This is a genomic window from Aeromonas sp. S5(2024) (genome assembly GCF_041403025.1).
Taxonomy (GTDB): Bacteria; Pseudomonadota; Gammaproteobacteria; order Enterobacterales; family Aeromonadaceae; genus Aeromonas; species Aeromonas hydrophila.
The window spans coordinates 445,767-462,611 of record NZ_JBGLRI010000003.1; the positions used below are offsets into that span (position 1 = coordinate 445,767).

16 protein-coding genes and 1 other RNA gene are annotated in these 16,845 nt (G+C 61.8%); 9 read left to right on the forward strand and 8 right to left on the reverse strand.

Annotated features, from left to right (window positions below):
* Positions 1 to 127: 127 nt before the first annotated feature.
* The 3 genes from ACB032_RS08615 (at position 128) to ACB032_RS08625 (ending at position 2,783) form a co-directional block, all read left to right on the forward strand.
* Positions 128 to 1,750: a methyl-accepting chemotaxis protein gene (locus ACB032_RS08615; RefSeq protein ID WP_139388859.1), complete on the forward strand. Its 1,623-nt coding sequence runs from the start codon at positions 128 to 130 to the stop codon at positions 1,748 to 1,750.
* 177 nt (positions 1,751 to 1,927) lie between these two features.
* Positions 1,928 to 2,458, forward strand: coding sequence for a DUF1523 family protein (locus tag ACB032_RS08620; RefSeq protein WP_201886538.1), 531 nt, complete (start codon positions 1,928 to 1,930; stop codon positions 2,456 to 2,458).
* A 28-nt stretch (positions 2,459 to 2,486) separates the two neighbouring features.
* Complete coding sequence (locus ACB032_RS08625) at positions 2,487 to 2,783, forward strand: helix-turn-helix domain-containing protein (RefSeq protein ID WP_029303501.1); 297 nt, start codon at positions 2,487 to 2,489, stop codon at positions 2,781 to 2,783.
* 135 nt (positions 2,784 to 2,918) lie between these two features.
* Here the strand turns inward: ACB032_RS08625 and ACB032_RS08630 are convergent, their stop codons facing one another.
* Both ACB032_RS08630 and rihA read right to left on the reverse strand, forming a co-directional pair.
* Entirely contained in the window at positions 2,919 to 3,389 is a 471-nt protein-coding gene (locus ACB032_RS08630) for a hypothetical protein (RefSeq protein WP_016350162.1), read from the reverse strand.
* Between the two features lie 34 nt (positions 3,390 to 3,423).
* Positions 3,424 to 4,359 carry a pyrimidine-specific ribonucleoside hydrolase RihA gene (rihA, locus tag ACB032_RS08635; RefSeq protein WP_371137759.1) on the reverse strand — a complete coding sequence of 312 codons (936 nt, stop codon included), beginning with the start codon at positions 4,357 to 4,359 and terminating at the stop codon, positions 3,424 to 3,426.
* Between the two features lie 151 nt (positions 4,360 to 4,510).
* Here rihA and ACB032_RS08640 point away from each other — a divergent pair, with 151 nt between their 5' ends.
* A complete protein-coding gene (locus ACB032_RS08640) occupies positions 4,511 to 5,275 on the forward strand; it encodes an RluA family pseudouridine synthase (protein WP_371137760.1) in 765 nt (254 codons plus the stop codon).
* Between the two features lie 117 nt (positions 5,276 to 5,392).
* Here ACB032_RS08640 and udp read toward each other — a convergent pair whose 3' ends face one another.
* The gene (gene udp, locus ACB032_RS08645; protein ID WP_011705364.1) at positions 5,393 to 6,148 is read right to left on the reverse strand and encodes a uridine phosphorylase; all 756 of its coding nucleotides are present in this window, start codon (positions 6,146 to 6,148) and stop codon (positions 5,393 to 5,395) included.
* 392 nt (positions 6,149 to 6,540) lie between these two features.
* Here udp and yiaY point away from each other — a divergent pair, with 392 nt between their 5' ends.
* The 3 genes from yiaY (at position 6,541) to ACB032_RS08660 (ending at position 8,926) form a co-directional block, all read left to right on the forward strand.
* A complete protein-coding gene (yiaY, locus tag ACB032_RS08650; RefSeq protein WP_371137761.1) occupies positions 6,541 to 7,692 on the forward strand; it encodes an L-threonine dehydrogenase in 1,152 nt (383 codons plus the stop codon).
* Between the two features lie 135 nt (positions 7,693 to 7,827).
* Positions 7,828 to 8,166 carry an outer membrane protein assembly factor BamE gene (locus tag ACB032_RS08655; protein WP_011705347.1) on the forward strand — a complete coding sequence of 113 codons (339 nt, stop codon included), beginning with the start codon at positions 7,828 to 7,830 and terminating at the stop codon, positions 8,164 to 8,166.
* A 124-nt stretch (positions 8,167 to 8,290) separates the two neighbouring features.
* A complete protein-coding gene (locus ACB032_RS08660; protein ID WP_011705346.1) occupies positions 8,291 to 8,926 on the forward strand; it encodes an NAD(P)H-binding protein in 636 nt (211 codons plus the stop codon).
* A gap of 90 nt (positions 8,927 to 9,016) precedes the next feature.
* On the opposite strand, the gene ACB032_RS08665 is transcribed toward ACB032_RS08660, so the two are convergent.
* Together ACB032_RS08665 and ACB032_RS08670 are read right to left on the reverse strand one after the other, a co-directional pair.
* Positions 9,017 to 9,364, reverse strand: coding sequence for an RnfH family protein (locus tag ACB032_RS08665; RefSeq protein ID WP_024943861.1), 348 nt, complete (start codon positions 9,362 to 9,364; stop codon positions 9,017 to 9,019).
* Positions 9,357 to 9,791: an SRPBCC family protein gene (locus tag ACB032_RS08670; RefSeq protein ID WP_011705344.1), complete on the reverse strand. Its 435-nt coding sequence runs from the start codon at positions 9,789 to 9,791 to the stop codon at positions 9,357 to 9,359. The genes ACB032_RS08665 and ACB032_RS08670 overlap by 8 nt, the downstream gene beginning before the upstream one ends.
* A gap of 169 nt (positions 9,792 to 9,960) precedes the next feature.
* On the opposite strand from ACB032_RS08670, the gene smpB reads away from it, so the two are divergent.
* Positions 9,961 to 10,449 (forward strand): SsrA-binding protein SmpB, encoded by a 489-nt coding sequence (gene smpB / locus ACB032_RS08675; RefSeq protein WP_011705343.1) that lies wholly within the window; start codon positions 9,961 to 9,963, stop codon positions 10,447 to 10,449.
* A gap of 119 nt (positions 10,450 to 10,568) precedes the next feature.
* Positions 10,569 to 10,928: a transfer-messenger RNA gene (ssrA, locus tag ACB032_RS08680) on the forward strand.
* A gap of 95 nt (positions 10,929 to 11,023) precedes the next feature.
* Here the strand turns inward: ssrA and ACB032_RS08685 are convergent.
* The 3 genes from ACB032_RS08685 to ACB032_RS08695 all read right to left on the reverse strand — a co-directional run bounded on the left by ACB032_RS08685 (position 11,024) and on the right by ACB032_RS08695 (position 16,728).
* Positions 11,024 to 11,917, reverse strand: a complete 894-nt coding sequence (locus tag ACB032_RS08685) for an aldose 1-epimerase (RefSeq protein WP_371137762.1) — start codon at positions 11,915 to 11,917, stop codon at positions 11,024 to 11,026.
* Positions 11,914 to 13,368, reverse strand: coding sequence for a sugar porter family MFS transporter (locus ACB032_RS08690; RefSeq protein ID WP_371137763.1), 1,455 nt, complete (start codon positions 13,366 to 13,368; stop codon positions 11,914 to 11,916). The genes ACB032_RS08685 and ACB032_RS08690 overlap by 4 nt, the downstream gene beginning before the upstream one ends.
* Before the next feature lie 72 nt (positions 13,369 to 13,440).
* Positions 13,441 to 16,728: a DUF5107 domain-containing protein gene (locus tag ACB032_RS08695; RefSeq protein ID WP_371137764.1), complete on the reverse strand. Its 3,288-nt coding sequence runs from the start codon at positions 16,726 to 16,728 to the stop codon at positions 13,441 to 13,443.
* Between the last annotated feature and the right edge of the window lie 117 nt (positions 16,729 to 16,845).

Genomic DNA, 16,845 nt, shown 5'->3' on the forward strand with positions numbered 1-16,845 from the left:
ATCACATTCATTTAACACAAGAAAAAACCTTTTCGTTCAGCATGATTTCAGCCATAAAAACCTGTGACAAGGTTTGTCGCGCCTGTGTAAGATGCCGCCTTGTTCCTCTTCTGGGTCAGGATCTTTCATGTCATTGAATAATCTCTCTATCCGTCTGCAAGTACTCATTCCTCTCCTGTTCGCCAGCCTGCTGATGATCCTGATGATCGGGATCGGCAAGCAAGATATCGACAGCGCCATCGGCGACATGAACGACACCACCGTCAGCGTGACCCGTCACAAGGACGACATCGCCACCCTGATCCACGCCACCTACCGGCTGCGCACCACCGCCATCTATGGCCTCTACGACCCCGAACGCTTTGCCACGCTGCCCGGTGACCTGACCGCCGCCGAACAGGAGATCGGCGCCATCCTGGCCAGACTGGTCATCACCGGCGCCGAGCAGGACAACAGCCGGGTGGCGGCCGCCCTGCAGGCCTACCTCGGCCACACCCGCAACAACATGCTGCCGCTGCTGGCCGCCAAGCACCAGGGCAGCGGCGATCCCGCCGCCTACGAGCAGGCCCGCCTGCGCTTTCGTGAGCTGGGGGAAGATCTCATCAAGCAGATCGATGCCATGTCGGCCCACATCAACCAGCTGATCCAGGATGAGATCGCCCAGGAGCAGGCCCACTACCACGCCACCCTGCTGCGCACCCTGCTGCTGATGGGGGCTGCCCTGCTGGCCGCCCTGTTTGGTGGCTGGTGGCTCTCCGGCCGGATCGTGCGCCCCATCGGCCAGCTGCAGCAGGTGATGCGCGCCGTGGCCGAGGGCCGCTTCAACGTGCGTGCCGCCGCCGACGGCGACAACGAGCTGAGCCAGCTGGCCGCCGACATCAACCAGACCCTGACCCAGCTTGGCAACACCATCCAGACCCTGACCGGCATCAGCGGCAACGTGGCCTCCGCCGCCACCGAGCTCGCCGCCGTGATGACCCAGTCCGAAGCCAACGCCCAGCAGCAGCGCAGCGAGACCGAGCAGGTCGCCTCCGCCGTCACCGAGCTGGCCAGCACCGCCGACAACGTCAACCACAACGCCGCCCTGGCCGACGAACTGGCGCGCGATGCCAACGACAGGGTCGAGCAGGGGCTGACGCTGTTTGCCGAGAGCATCCAGGCCAACAGCCGCATGGCGGGCAGCCTAGAGAGCGCCGCCGCGCAGGTGGCCCAACTCAAGTCCCAGTCCGAGCAGATCGGCAAGGTGATCGAGGTTATTCAGGGGATTTCGGAGCAGACCAACCTGCTGGCGCTCAACGCCGCCATCGAGGCCGCCCGCGCCGGCGAAACCGGCCGCGGCTTTGCGGTAGTGGCCGACGAGGTACGCATGCTGGCGGCCCGTACCCAGGACTCCACCAAGGAGATCCAGGCCATCATCGAGCAGTTGCAGAGCCAGTCCCAGTCGGCCAACAGCGGCGTGCAGGAGACCCTCGCCATCCTGGCCCACAACCAGCAGCTCTCCGGCGAGGTGCAGGCGCTGCTGGGTGGCATCACCGAAGCGGTCAACCAGATCAACGGCGCCAACGCCCAGGTGGCTACCGCCGCCGAGGAGCAGTCCTGCGTCACCGCCGACATCAACCGCAACATCACCAACATCCACGAGATCGTCAACCAGAACGCGGCCGGCATCAGCCAGAGTGCCGCCGCCAGTCACGAACTGTCACAGCTCGCCGAGCAGCAGCGCAAGCAGCTGGCCCAGTTCCAGCTGTAACCACGACTTCATGAGTGCAGACAAGGCCCCGGATCCGGGGCCTTGCTGTTAATGAAGCTGACAGCTTGTTGTTGTTTTAAACGCTCTTTTTTATAACATGGCTTCATTGGGGGCTGGGCTACCTCACCAAATGTGGGTATGGTAGAGGCACGTCACTCCCCCTCATGCGAGATCATCATGAAGCTGTCCTTCAAGAAACCGGCCTTCATCGGCCTCGGGCTCATCGCCCTCGTCTCCGCCATCTGGCTCGATTTCTATCTGCCGGAACACACCATCGCCACCATCACCGGGGTCGAGGTGAAACGCACCGACAAGGATGGCCCCATCAGCCAGAAGAACCCGGCCGACGGTCCCACCACCGACGTTTACTATATCTATACCGAGCGGCCCGGCGAGAAGATCCGCGTGTTCCGCAACGAAGACACCGAGTGGGGCTGGCCCTTCTACTTCAAGTTCAACGCCGCCGACGTGCAGGCCAAGGCCAAGTCGATGGAGTTCGAAAAACGGCTGGCCATCATTACCTCCTACGGCTGGCGCATCAACATGTTCTCCATGTTCCCCAACGTCACCAAGATTGAGAGCACCGAGCCCGACGCCTCCACCTGGAGCTTCTTCCGCTGGTTCTGGTTCGGCATCTGGGCCCTGGTGATGGGCAAGGCTGCCATCACCACCTGGCGCTACTTCGATCGACTCGAGGATGAGATATGAGCGACGCCGCTTGCCGGAGGAACGGACAATGAGTGAGCCGAGCAAGACGCGCACCAGCTTCTATCGCCGGCTTTACGTGGCCTGGCTCATCAGCCAGGGCACGGATACGGTGCCGGCCATCATGGAGGCGACCGGCATGCCGCGCCGCACCGCGCAGGATACGCTCAGCGCCCTGGCCGAGCTGGACATCAGCTGTGGCTTCGAGCAGACCGAGGGGGCTCGTCATCTGCAGGGGCACTATCGCATCAGTGACTGGGGGCCCATCAATCCTGCCTGGATCGCGGCGCAATTGCCTGCCATCAAGGAGACGCTGGGTTACCCCTGAGGTCGTCTGTGACTGGGGCAGGCTGAGCAAGCCAGCCTGCAACAGGATCCAATCCGCCAAATAAAGAAGGGCCAGCCGACAAGGCTGGCCCTTCTTGTATCTTGTCAGCCAGGAGTGGCCCGGCCGACAGAGTCCTCACTCGGGGAACGGCTCCTCCGGCAATGGATCCTGGGTCTCCCCCTTGGTGCAGTCGATGATGGAGCGCTTGGGGTTGTTGGGGTCACGCAACAGCAGGGGCGCCAGCCCGGCGTCGTGCTGCTGCTCGTCGGAAAACTCGCTGCCATAGGCGTTGTGGGTCAGACGCCGCGCATTGGCGATAGGGGTATCCACGAACAGGGCGTGCACCTCGAAGGTGGACGAGGGGATGAGAAAGCCGCTGATGGGCAGACCGTGCAGATCCTGGCGGGTCTTGTACCAGGCAAAGCCGTCCGTCACCTTGTAGGGGGTGAAGTGTTTGAGCTGCGGGTGCACCGGCTGGCCGGTCTCGCTGTCGAGATAGAGATCGTCCAGCTCGCAGGTCGCCAGCCCCTGCCACATCGATTCGAACGGCGTGGCACACCCCGTCAGTTGCAACCCGGCCAGCAGTGCCAGCCCTGTCTTCCACATCGCTTCGCCCCTTCTTGCAAGAGTGGAACTGCGTTCAGTCAAAGGCCCGCAGCCGCGTGACCAGCAGATCGATAAAACCGGCCCGATCCAGCCCCAGCAACACCAGCGCATTGGCCGCTTTGCCGGTCAGACCGTAGCGATCCACTACCGTCATGCCGCTAGTATGGGTGCCGCCGGTCTCGATATCGACCCGGCACTCGACCCCGTGAAACAGTGCGGGGGCCAGCAACCAGGCAATGGTACAGGGGTCGTGCAGCGGCGCGCCAGCAAATCCCCACTTGGGATCCCGGTGGTAGATCATGAAAAAGTCGAGCAGCCCGGCCACGCATTGGGCCACCGGATTGGTGATGGCGCGCACCCGTTCGATATCCTCGTCCATCACCTGCGCCTCATGGGTCACATCCAGCCCGCACATGGTGATGGGGAGCCCCGACTTGAACACCATATCGGCCGCTTCCGGGTCCACATAAATGTTGAATTCCGCCGCCGGGGTCCAGTTGCCTGGCCCCGCTGCGCCGCCCATCAGCACGATGCGGGCGATTTTGGATTTGAGCTCGGGGTGGGCCGCCAGCAGCAGGGCGATGTTGGTGAGCGGGCCGGTCGGCACCAGGGTCACGGGCTCCGGGCTCTCGCGCAGGCACTTGGCCATCAGCTCAAGGGCAGTCATGGCCACGGGGGCAAAACCCGGATCCGGCAGTTTGGGGCCATCAAGACCCGATTCACCGTGGACGTTATCGGCGATGATCAGCTCCCGGGCCAGCGGCTTGGGTGCCCCCGCCGCCACCGGAATATCGTCGTGCCCCAACAAGGTCAGGATGCGCAGGGCATTGTTGAGGGTCTTGTCCGGCGTCTGGTTGCCGGCACTGGTGGTGACCGCCAGCACCTTGAGTTCAGGGCTGGCCAGCGCCAGGATGAGGGCGATGGCATCATCGTGGCCGGGATCGCAATCGAGAATAACGGGCAACGCCATGGACGGACTCCTTACAACATGACAGGGAGCCATACCTTAGCAAGCGGCGGCAGGATTAACTCTGGAGGGAGTCACAAAACGCCTTGGCCAAACAGATCAATCACTTGCCAACGGTACTCACGTCAGTTCGCCGCGCTTCGCCGGTTCGGGTATGATCCCCCTCCCTTTTCTAACCGTGCGCCCCATGTCCGTCATCATCGACACCTTCATCGCGCCGCCCTGTGCGGCCACCATCGAGATCCTGTTTGAGGATGAGCACCTGCTGCTCATCAACAAGCCAAGCGGCCTGCTGAGCCTGTCGGGCAAGAACCCGCAGAACCTCGACTCGGTGCACCATCGGCTGGTGCAGGCTTACCCCGGCTGCGCCCTGGTCCATCGCCTCGACTTTGGCACCTCAGGTCTCATGCTGGTGGCCAGGAACAAGGCCATCAACGCCCTGCTCTGCCGCCAGTTCAGCCAGCGCACGGTGAGCAAGGCCTACAGCGCCCTGCTGTGCGGCCACCTGGCCGAAGAGGAAGGGGTGATCGACGCCCCCATCGCCAAGGATCCCGCTCTCTTCCCGCTGATGAGCATCTGCACCGTCAACGGCAAACCCGCCCGCTCCCGCTATCAAGTGATTGAGCGGCTGGAGCAGCAGATTCAGGGACAGACAGTGCCGCTGACCTCGGTGCGACTGGTGCCGGAGACTGGCCGTACCCACCAGCTGCGCATCCACAGCCAGCAGCTGGGCCACCCCATCCTCGGCTGCGATCTCTATGGCGGCCTGCTGCCGCCCGGTTGCGAGCAGGCGCCGCGGCTGATGCTGCACGCCAGTGAACTCGATTTTGTCCATCCGGTCAGTGGCGAGTCGATGCAGATCCGCTGTCAGGCGCCCTTTGCGCAGGCGCTGGCGGCCATGACGGGGCAACCGGGGTAACCAGGAACAGGGACAGAAGGGGCAGACAAGCAGAAGAGGGGCAAAACGGTAAACAGCGGATAAAGATAGGGGCCGCGCTTTCGCAACGGCCCCCACCCCCCACTCGGTGTGGTGCTATCAGATCAGCTTGCGGGCAGCGCCCAGTACGATCTTGATGGCATCAGATTCGGTTTTCGCCATGGTCTCGGCGTTCGGGATTTCCTGCTGGGTACGGTTGACGATGACGCCAGCCACCATACCGGCACGCAGGCCCTGGCTGGTGCACATGGTCAGCAGGGTGGCAGATTCCATCTCGTAGTTCAGCACGCCCATGGCTTGCCACTCTTTCATGGAACCCTGGAAACGGCTCACGACGCGGCCGGATACGGTGTCGTAACGCTCCTGACCCGGGTAGAAGGTATCGGAGGAGGCAGTCACACCGATGTGCAGCTTGGAACCCAGCTCTTTGGCGGTGTTGACCAGCGCGGTGGTGCAGTCGAAGTCGGCCACGGCCGGGAACTCCATCGGCGCGAAGTGCAGGCTGGCACCGTCGAGGCGCACGGAACCGGTGGTGACGATCACGTCGCCCACGTTCAGGTGCGGCTGGATGGCGCCGGTGGTGCCGATGCGCAGGAAGGTACGGATGCCCAGCTGAGCCAGCTCTTCCACCGCGATGGAAGTGGACGGGCCGCCGATACCGGTGGAGCAGATGATCACGGCCTTGCCGTCCATCTCGCCGCGCCAGGTAGTGAATTCACGATGGCTGGCCAGGTGCACCGGGTTATCCAACAGCTCTGCGATACGCTTAACGCGCTCGGGATCACCAGGGACGATCGCCAGGGTGGCGCCTTGCAGATCCGCTTTCTTCAAACCCAAGTGAAATACATCAGACATAGTGGACTCCTGGTTGCTCCCCACCAGCATGGTCAGGGCGCAAGTTAAGATGATTCTTTATGGTACTTTCAAGCCTTCACTCCCCTCGTCGGGGAGGCGCCAACTATGGTCGAAAGCGCTTTCCAATTCCTTGAAGCATCTCACACTTCCTTGCATTGACAGTGACAAATTCGGCGCAAAACGTTTGCTAACCTGATGAATTAATTGAAAAACGTTTTTCTGCCCGCGAACGGGCAAAGGCCCTTGTCAATCCCTGTCGCGCCCCATGTTTCCGGTACGTGATCGAGTCCATAAAGTTGCAAAGCAGATACCATTGACCCCTTTTCATCCCCTCTGACGATGTTATGTTGGCGCCCGCATACCACTTAATGGCTAATAAAACGGAGTCCATCATGGCGACATTCAAGTTCTACATTCCCGCTATCAACCTGATGGGAGCAGGCTGTCTGCAAGAGGCGGCAGCCGATATCAAGGGTTATGGCCATCGCAAGGCGCTGATCGTCACCGACAAGATCCTCAATCAGCTCGGCGTGGTCGCCAAGGTCGCCGGCCTGCTGGCAGAACATGGCATTGAAAGCGCAGTTTTCGACGAGACCAAGCCCAACCCGACCATGACCAACGTGGAAGCGGGCCTGGCCATGCTCAAGGCCAATGGCTGCGACTGCGTCATCTCGCTGGGGGGCGGCTCGCCTCACGACTGCGCCAAGGGCATCGCCCTGGTGGCCGCCAACGGTGGCAGCATCAAGGATTATGAAGGGGTGGATCGCTCCGCCAAACCACAACTGCCGCTCATCGCCATCAACACTACCGCCGGCACCGCCTCCGAGATGACCCGCTTTTGCATCATCACCGACGAGGCTCGCCACGTGAAGATGGCCATCGTCGACAAGCACGTCACCCCGCTGATGTCGGTCAACGACCCCGAGCTGATGCTGGCGAAACCCGCCGGCCTCACCGCCGCCACCGGCATGGACGCGCTGACCCACGCCATCGAGGCCTATGTCTCCACCATCGCCACTCCGGTCACCGATGCCAGCGCCATCATGGCCATCCAGCTCATCGCCAAGCACCTGCGCACCGCGGTCAATCAGGGCGACGATCTGCACGCCCGCGAGCAGATGGCCTACGCCCAGTTCCTGGCCGGCATGGCCTTCAACAACGCGAGCCTGGGCTACGTGCACGCCATGGCCCACCAGCTGGGCGGCTTCTACGACCTGCCGCACGGGGTGTGCAACGCCGTGCTGCTGCCCCACGTGCAGGCCTACAACGCCCAGGTGTGCGCCGGCCGGCTCAAGGATGTAGCCCGTCATATGGGGGTGGACGTAAGCGCCATGACTGACGAGCAAGGGGCCGCCGCCGCCATTGCCGCCATCCAGCAGCTGGCGCGCGACGTCAAGATCCCGGCCGGGCTGGAGCAGCTGGGCGTCAAGGCCGATGACTTCAACCTGCTGGCCGAGAACGCCCTGAAAGATGCCTGCGGCTTCACCAACCCGAAACAGGCGAGCCACGAAGAGATCGTCGCCATCTTCCGCGCCGCCATGTAAGGGCGCAATCGGCAGAAAGGGTCGCATGGCGGCCCTTTTTATTGGCTGATGGATCAATGGCTTTTTACTTCCGTAGAGGGAGCCGGTATGATTTGCCGAGCTTAAAAAGACTTGAATGGATGATCTGAACTCGATATGCGGATGAAACACCTGATTGCCGCGGCCCTGACCGCCCTCACCCTGTCCGGTTGCAGCCTGGTCTATCGCATCGATATTCCTCAGGGCAACTATGTGGAACAAAAACAGGTCGACAAACTGCGCCAGGGCATGACCCGCGAGCAGGTCGAGTTCGTGCTGGGCTCCGCCATGCTGCGCGATGGCTTTGACCCGAACACCTGGTATTACCTCTATGAATTCCAGCCGGGGCGCGGCGAGAAAGAGCGCAAGGAGCTCACCCTGACCTTTGCCAACGACAGATTGGCTACGGTCACCGGCGACTTCCCGCTGCCAGCGGCCTTCCATACCCCGCTCTGATCCCATCCACAAAACCGGCCTCGCGCCGGTTTTGTTTTAGCGCCGCCAGCCACGGACAACCCGCTAGCAGAGGGCAGCCCTTCACCAGATGCGGACGTCAATTTCATCACACAGGGAGAGCAGCATGAGCCGGATCCTGATCGCCGGAGCCACCGGCCTCATCGGCCGCGAGCTGGTGCGACAACTGCCAGCAGAGCCCGAGCTAACCCTGCTCTGCCGCAAGCCCGGGCCGCCGCAACCCGCCCACCACTGGCTGCCAGTCAATTTCGATATGCTGGCCGAGGTGAATCTGCCCGAGCCGGTGGATCTCGCCTTCTGCTGTCTTGGCACCACCCGCAAGCAGGCCGGCTCGGCCGAGGCCTTTCGCCGGGTCGATCTTCACTATGTGCTGGCCTTTGCCGAGCTGGCCCGCCGCCACGGCTGCCAGCGGTTGGTGGTGGTCTCGAGCCTGGGGGCCAACCCGCACTCCCCTGCCCTTTATCCGCGTACCAAGGGGGAGATGGAGCAGGCTCTGCTCGCCCAGCCCTGGCCGCGACTCGCCATCGTGCGCCCCGCCATGTTGCTGGGCGATCGCCAGCCGCCGCGCCGCTCGGAGCAGTTTTTCCAGGCCATCTACCCGTTGCTGAAGCCGCTCCTGGTTGGCAGGTTGCGCCGCTGGCGCGCCATCGAGGCCGGCCAGGTGGCCCGCGCCATGATCGCCCTCTCCCGCCAGCCCGCCGGCTGCGAAGTGGTCGAGAACGAGCGGCTGCTCCAGCTGTAACGAAGCGCCTCGACTTGGCGGGTAGATAACGGGATCAAAAAAGGCGCCAAGGCGCCTTTTTTATATGCGGTGTCGTGCCAGTACATGCACTCAGTCAGACTGTTTGCGATTGGCATTGGGACGGCCACCCGTGACCACGTCGGCACGCCCCTCTTCCTTGGCCTTTTCCGCGCGCTTCTTGCGCATCTCCTTGGGGTCGGCGATGAGCGGACGGTAGATCTCGATGCGATCGCCATCTTGCAGCAGCTCGGAGCCCTTGACCGGTCGGCTGTAGATGCCGAACTTGTTGACCGCCAGATCGATCTCGGGGTGTTTTTGCACTATGCCGGATTGCTCGAGGGCGGCCAGCACCGAGGTCTGTGCAGGCACCCGCAGCCGCAGCACCGTCTGCCGCTCGGGCAGGGCGTAGACCACTTCGATGTTGAGTTGATCAGGCACCGTACACCACCTTGGCGCGGTTGGAGAAGGCAAGCACCATGGAGCTCACCAGATCGCGGAAGATCTGGCCGAAAGCCAGCTCGATGAGTTTGGAGGTGAACTCGAAGTCGAGATCGAACTCCACCTTGCAGGCATCCACGTCCAGCGGCGTGAAGGTCCACCAGCCCGCCAGCTTGCTGAAGGGCCCCTCCACCAGCTCCATCTTGATCTGCCGGTTGGCATCGAGCAGATTGCGGGTGGTAAAGGTCTTGGCAATCCCGGCCTTGGCCACATCGACCGAGGCCGTCATATAGTCATCGCCGGTTTCGTGGACACGGCTGCCGACACAACCGGGCAGGAACTCCGGATAAGCGTGAACATCATTGACCAGCCTGAACATCTGTTCGGCGCTGAACATCACCAGGGCACTGCGAGTAATACGGGGCATGGCTTTTCCTCATCCAATCGCCGCGATTTTATCATCATGTTTCATCTTGTGGAGGTAAAACCTCGGTCAAACTGCTCATAAAGCCATCAGTTGACCCGCTGCGCGTTTTACAGCCGCCCTTGCCCACGTATAATGCCCTCCTCCCAGTCATTGCCGGAAATCGCCCGTCATGAGCAAAAAAAACAGTAAAAACAAAGCCGGGTCCAACACCATTGCACTCAACAGAAGCGCGCGCCACGAATACTTCATCGAAGAGAAGATCGAGGCGGGTCTGTCCCTGCAAGGGTGGGAAGTCAAATCTCTGCGGGCGGGCAAGGCCAACATCAGCGAAGCCTATGTCATCTTCCGCGATGGTGAGGCCTACCTGTTCGGATCCAGCTTCCTGCCACTGCAAGCGGCCTCCAGCCATGTGGTGTGCGACCCGACCCGGACCCGCAAACTGCTGTTGAGCCGTCGTGAACTCGACAAGCTCGAGAGCCTGATTGCCCGCCAGGGCTACACCGTCGTTCCCCTCGCCCTCTACTGGAAACAGTGCTGGGTCAAGGTCGAGATCGGCCTGGTGAAGGGCAAGAAAGAGCACGACAAGCGCGAAGACACCAAGGCCCGCGAATGGGATCGGGAAAAAGCGCGCATCATGAAGAACAAGCACCGCGGTTGATGGTGCGCCGCCTGCCAGGCGTCGCCCAATAAACCAGCAATCGACCTGCCAAGGCCGGTCGATTGCCATCAACGCCTTGCCATGACAGGATTTTTGCGTACAATCGCTCTTAACAACTTGGGGCTGATTCTGGATTCGACAAGATTCACGAAACCCAAGGTGCATGCCGAGGTGCGGTAGGCCTCGTTAATAAACCGCAAAAAAATAGTCGCAAACGACGAAAACTACGCACTCGCAGCTTAATAACCTGCGCTGAGCCCTTCTACCCTAGCTTGCCTGTGTCCTAGGGAATCGGAAGGTCATCCTTCACAGGATCGTGTGGAAGTCCTGCTCGGGGCGGAAGCATTAAAACCAATCGAGCTAGTCAATTCGTGGCGTGTCTCTCCGCAGCGGGTTGGCGAATGTAAAGAGTGACTAAGCATGTAGTGCCAAGGATGTAGTAATTTTGGACGGGGGTTCAAATCCCCCCAGCTCCACCAAACGTTTGGAAAGGGCCACCTCGCAAGAGGTGGCCCTTTTTTATTCCTCTGTTTTCAGCAAACACCCAATCCGCACAATCTCGCCGCCAATCCCGTTACGCCTGACAACCATCTATCAACGCTGGCATCAGGGTGATGGTCATGGCAATGCTCATGGTGTCACCGCGCTGCAGCAGACGCAGGCCAGGGTGACCGGCCATGTGGTGGGCATTGGCGGCGTGGCTCTGGGGCTCAAGACAAACAAAACCGCTCGCGTCATCCGGCTGATAGAGCATCAGGAAAGAAGCGTCGCTGACCACCTTCAACCGTTGCCGGCGGGTGGGGTGCACCAGCTCGGCCGTACCACGCCAGCCACCGTAACAGTGGTTGAGCCACCCTTGCGGGCGCTGCCACTGGCGAAAGTCGAGGTGGGGCGCTAACCGGCTCGACCAATCGGTCGGCAGATGCTCCAGCCCCTCCTGCCAGACGCCGCTCGCCAAAAAGCGAATCTTGGTCTGCTCGTCGCGCCAGAAGAAGGGGTGAAAACCCGCGCCGTAGAGACAGGGCTCCTCCCCCAGATGGGTCAAACTGATGCGTGCCAACAGACTCACACCCTGCAGCCGATAGTCAATCTCGGCCAGATAGTGAAAAAGGCCGCATTGGCTGGTGAGCTGTAGCGTCACCGAACTGGCAGAGCCCGCCACCCGCTGCCATGGCTGCAACCAGCCATCGCCATGCAGAAAGAAGTCGGGATCAACCGGGCTTTCTGGCAAGCCATGCGCCTCCCCCCACAACTCAACACGGTTGCCTGCCACCCGGTTGGCCAGCGGCACCATGGGAAAGAGGGCGCTTTCGCCGGGATGACAAGATGCACCGGGGTTGCAAGATGCATCGGGATTGGTGCCGCGCAGCAGCGGGCGCCCATGCTCATCCTCCAGCCCCAGCACACAGGCCCCTTGGGTTGAAACCCGCATCCGAAGATGCGGGTTGCTCAATGTGTATACCGTCATGCCGAGGCGCTCGCCTTGGTCGGCGTCAGTTCGACCTTACCCTGAGCCAGTTGGGCTTCCAGCGCCTCCAGCGTTACCCCCTTGGTCTCGGGCACCTTGCGGTAGATGAAGATAAGCCCGGCGAAACAGATGATGCCGTAGAGCAGGAAGCTGCCTGCGGCCCCCAGCCCGGCGTTGAGCAGCGGGAAGGTGTAGGTCAGCACGAAGCAGGCGATCCAGAGCGCCAGGGTTCCGGCCGACATCGCAAGCCCACGCACCCGGTTGGGGAAAATCTCGGAGAGCAGCACCCAGGTGACCGGCGCCAGCGTCAGGGCATAGATGGCGATGGCCGCCAATACCAGCAGCAACACCGGCAGCCCCAATACGCCTGTGGCATAGGCCGCCGCCATCATGCCGTAGATGATGGTGAGACCAGCCGAGCCAATCAGCATCAGCTTGCGGCGGCCGAGCTTGTCCACCATGGGCAGTGCAATCAGGGTAAACAGCAGGTTGATAAGGCCGGTGGCGACAATGGATTTGAGGGTGCTGTTGATGTCAAACCCGGCGGAGGCAAAGATCTCCTGCGCGTAGTTGAAGATGACGTTGATGCCACACCACTGCTGGAATACCGCCAGCACCATGCCGATGATGAGGATGGGGCGCACCGAGGGCTTGCCCAGCTCCGCCAGCGATACCTTGTGCACCGACTCCCCCACCAGAGTCTGGCGGATCTCGGCCAGCGTCTGCTTGGCATAGGCATCCCCGCCAATCTTGCCGAGCATGCGGGCCGCCAGCTCATACTGGCCATCTTTGGCCAGCCAGCGCGGTGACTCCGGCACGAAGAACATCAGTACCAGAAACGCCAGCGCAGGTACCAGTTCGGCCCCGAACATCCAGCGCCAGCCGGACTGGCCGTTCCAGGTGGCCAGAATATCGGCCTGAGTGGCGTTGCTCGCGACCGGATCGGCGATCATCAGGTTGACCAGCTGAGCCGCCAGCACACCGATGACAATGGTGAGCTGGTTGATGGCAACGAACTTGCCCCGCTTGTCGGCTGGGCTTATCTCGGCGATGTACATGGGTGAGAGCGCAGAAGCCAGACCGATGCCGATCCCCCCCACGATGCGATAGATAACGAACAGATCGAAGTTGCTGGCAGCTGCCGTACCCCATGCCGAGATGGTAAACAGGATGGCGGCCAGGATCAGTGGCTTCTTGCGGCCGAAGCGATCCGCCGACCAGCCGGAGATGGCGGCCCCCAGCACGCAGCCCACCAGCGCCGAGCTCATGGCCCAGCCGGACTGGGCCGGATCGGTGATGGAGAAATAGGCCTCATAGAAGGGCTTGGCCCCGCCGATGACCACCCAGTCGTAACCAAACAGCAGGCCACCGCAGGCGGCCACCAGGCAGATCATCCAGACGTAGCTCATGTTGAGCCGGTGCGTATCCGAGCGATGTTGAGTGTGTTCCATGACTCATCCTTATTATCTTGTCGATTGTAGGGTGCAGTGGCGCCCCGTACCGTGGCGGGGCGCCCGTTGTTGTTATGGCTGTGATGGATTGAGTGACAGCTCGCGGCAGATCAGGGCAAACAGCTGCCCCTTGTCGTGAGCCGGGTTGAGGGTGAGCAGCTCGCGCAGGGTCTGGGCACACGCTTCGCGCTGCTCCAACCCCAACTGGCCGAGAGCCCGGACCAGCAGGCAGTGCTGACAGTGTTTGTGCTGCAGGTCGTCATCCAGCACGATGAGATCCGGCAGCGAGACGGCGAAAAAGTCCTCCTCGACCGACTCATCCATTGCCTGCTCGGCCCAGCCGACCATCCCTTCAAACAGACGCAGCGCCTCCGTAACCCGACCAAGACGCGCCAGTGCCAGGCCCTGATAGAAGAGGTAATCCACCGGCTGATCGTTGTAGTAGCGGCTGGCCCCGAGCGATCCTTGGCCGAGGCAGGCCTGTTGCAGGCACTGAGCCGCCAGACTCTGGTTGTCACAGGCCAGATGGCAGAGCGCCAGCAGGTAGTGGATGTCGTTGTCGGTTTGTCCCACAAGGCGCCCCTCTCCCAGATTGAGGGGGTAGTGCAGCGCCTGTTGCAGCAACGGAATAGCCTGCTCGTGGCGTCCCTGAGTCATCAACACCAACGCCCGGCGCTGCTGGTTGATGAGGTACTGACCGGTCACTTTGCCCTCGCCCCCCTCCCAGGGGTGGAATTCGCGCAGCCGCAAGATCTCGGCCGCAGCATCCAGCTGACCGGTGATGTGATAGAGACTGAGCAGTTCGGCGGTCAGATCATCGCGCTTGAGAGCGACCGCACGGTGCGCCTCCAGCAGGGCCAGCCGCTCTGCGGGTGCCATGGCGCAGCGTTTGTGCAACTGATCCAGTTCAAACAACAGGCGGGCATCGTCCGGCTTGAGGGAAAAGGCCCGACGGAGGCACTGCTCGGCCGCCGCCATATCACCCGCCTTGTTGAAGTGGTGGATACCGAGGTTGCGCCAGACCGGGGCAAAGTCCGGAGCCTGCTCGCACACCCGCTGCCACAGGGCAATCGCCTGCCCGTAGTTGCGCTTGCTGTAGTGAAAGCAGCCCAGCAGATAGCTGGCAAACCAGCTGTGGGAAAGCTGCGCCAGTATGGCCACCTCGCCCAAGGTGTTGGGGAAGCGCACCTTGCGGCCAAACGCCTGTTCGGCCCGTTGCAGCAGCCCCTCCTGCTCCGGCCCCGCTGCCAGCAAGCTCGCCTCGAACAGCAGCGGCAGGGTCTCCTCCATCGGCAGGGCTGCCAGCAGCTTGCTGGCCAGTTCGGGGCGCCCCCAGCTCAGCAGTTCGCTGACGAGGAAGCAGAGGTTGGTGCCACGCCCGTTGCAAAGACGGACCAGCGCGTCGCGATCGGAGGTCTGCTCGCTCGCCAGCCAGCGCAGGAAAGCCAGCTGATAGTGGAGCGGATAGCGGACTCGCTGCTCGTCGATATAGGAGATGGCTGCCTCCGGCTCACCAGACTCCAGCAGGGCTAATCCCTTGAGAGCGATGGCGCCGTAGTGGGTGCCGTTGACGGCGAGACTGCGCTCGACAAATTGCAGCGCCTGCAAGGCATCGCGGCTCACCATGGCGATACGGGCCAGCCCGAGGAAGCCGCCATCGCGACAGTTGCCGCTCCAGGTCGCCTTGTAAAAGTCATCGAAGGCGGCATCGAACTGGCCGAGTCGCTCCTCGATATGGCCGCGCAGCAAGCTCGCCTTGCCACACTGGGGGTTCTTGTTGAGGCGATGGGCACGGGTTAGCGCCTGATTGGCATAAAGCAGCGCCTGCTCGTAATTGGCACGGTTGTACTCCAGGGTCGCCAGTGCCAGATTGCAGCGATAGTCGCCGCCATCCAGCTCCAGCCCCCGCAGGTAGTAATCAAAGGGCGAGCGGCTGGCGTGCAGATACTGCTCCAGATGCTGGCCGATGAAGTAGAGCTCGTCGACCGAGTCGAGGTTGACGGCGGGCTCTGGTGCGGTGGCCGGATCCGGCATAGCCTCGCCTGCGGGCTGATGCTCCAGATAGCTCAGCACGCACTGACCCTGCTCATCCAGCAGACGGGCCTGCAAACGCCCCTCGCCGGTAATGGCGAACAGCTCCAGCCAGGCCTGACCCGGCTGCAGATCCAGAGGTTGCGTAAACAGCACGCCCCCCTCGTCGCTTACCTCGAAGCTGCCCCCGAGAAGTGGCGCTACTGCATAGACCCCGCAGACGAGGCCGTCATCGCTGCGTTCCAGCTTGATGGCGGCGCGGGTGTTGGCGTTTTGCAGGGTGCCCAGGGTGTTGTAGGGCAGGAAGTTCTGCACGAACACTTTCTCTTCACCGGCATCCAGCCAGGTGAAGTCGGGCTGGTTGTCGGTATAGACCCCGGTCATCAGCTCGATGTAGGGGCCGTTGTCGTCGGTCAGGTTGCGATCCCAGGCCAGACCAAAGTCACAGTTGCCCCAGCTCCACTGCTTTTTGCCCGGCGAGACGTGGTGATCCGCCACGTGCAACAGGCCGCCCTGCTCGTCATGACAGTAGGCACCAACGAAGTCGTAGTCAGACTTGTCCGCCATGTAGGAGGTGGGCACCGGAATGTTGCGGTAGCGGGAGATATCGACCCCGGCGGAGTAGTCCACCTTGTAGTAGGTGCCGCGAGCGATAGGGAAGGCGCTGACGGCGCGCTTGCCGTGGTCGTAGACGGCGGTGACATCGGGCGGGAAGACGCTCTGGTGGGCATCGCCCCCTTTCACTGCCGGGTTGGACCACCAGAGGAAATGGCGCGGCGTGTCGTTGCCGTTGAACACCTTGCCGGTGATCTCGATAAGCGCCTTGTCGGGGTAAAGGGTGAAGCCCGCCATCACCTGCAGACCGCGCATCGGCTCCACCTCACCCAGCCAGACTGTCTTGGCGCCACCCTCCTGCTCCGCGATGGTGAAATCCACCGGCATGAAGGTGGTGGGTCTGTGGTGCTGCGGCCAGTTGAACTCGATGCCGCCGGAGATCCAGGGCCCCACCAGCCCCACCAGCGCGGGCTTGATCACCTCGTTGTAATAGACGAAATCCCGCTGCATCACCTTGTCATAGGCACGGTGGATGCGACCGCCCAGCTCCGGCAACAGCATCACCTTGATGAAGTCGTTCTCCAGCCAGACCGCCCGATAGGGCTTCATCTGCTTCTGGCCGGTGAGGGTATCGATCACCCCATAGGGATAGACGGCCCCCGAGGAGCCCTGATAGACCCGCTTCTCGAGAAACATGGGGTTGGGATCTTCGGCGCCCACCTCGTAGGTCGGCAGGGTGATGGTCTCGACCCAGACCTTGACATCAGCTCTCATCAATCTCGCCTCACTTAATACTTGTTAGTAAAAATTTCAGTGAGACCAGATTAGAATGGTTAAACCACCATTAATTGCCTAAATATCACGCAATACAGTAAGCGGAGTTTAGTGAAG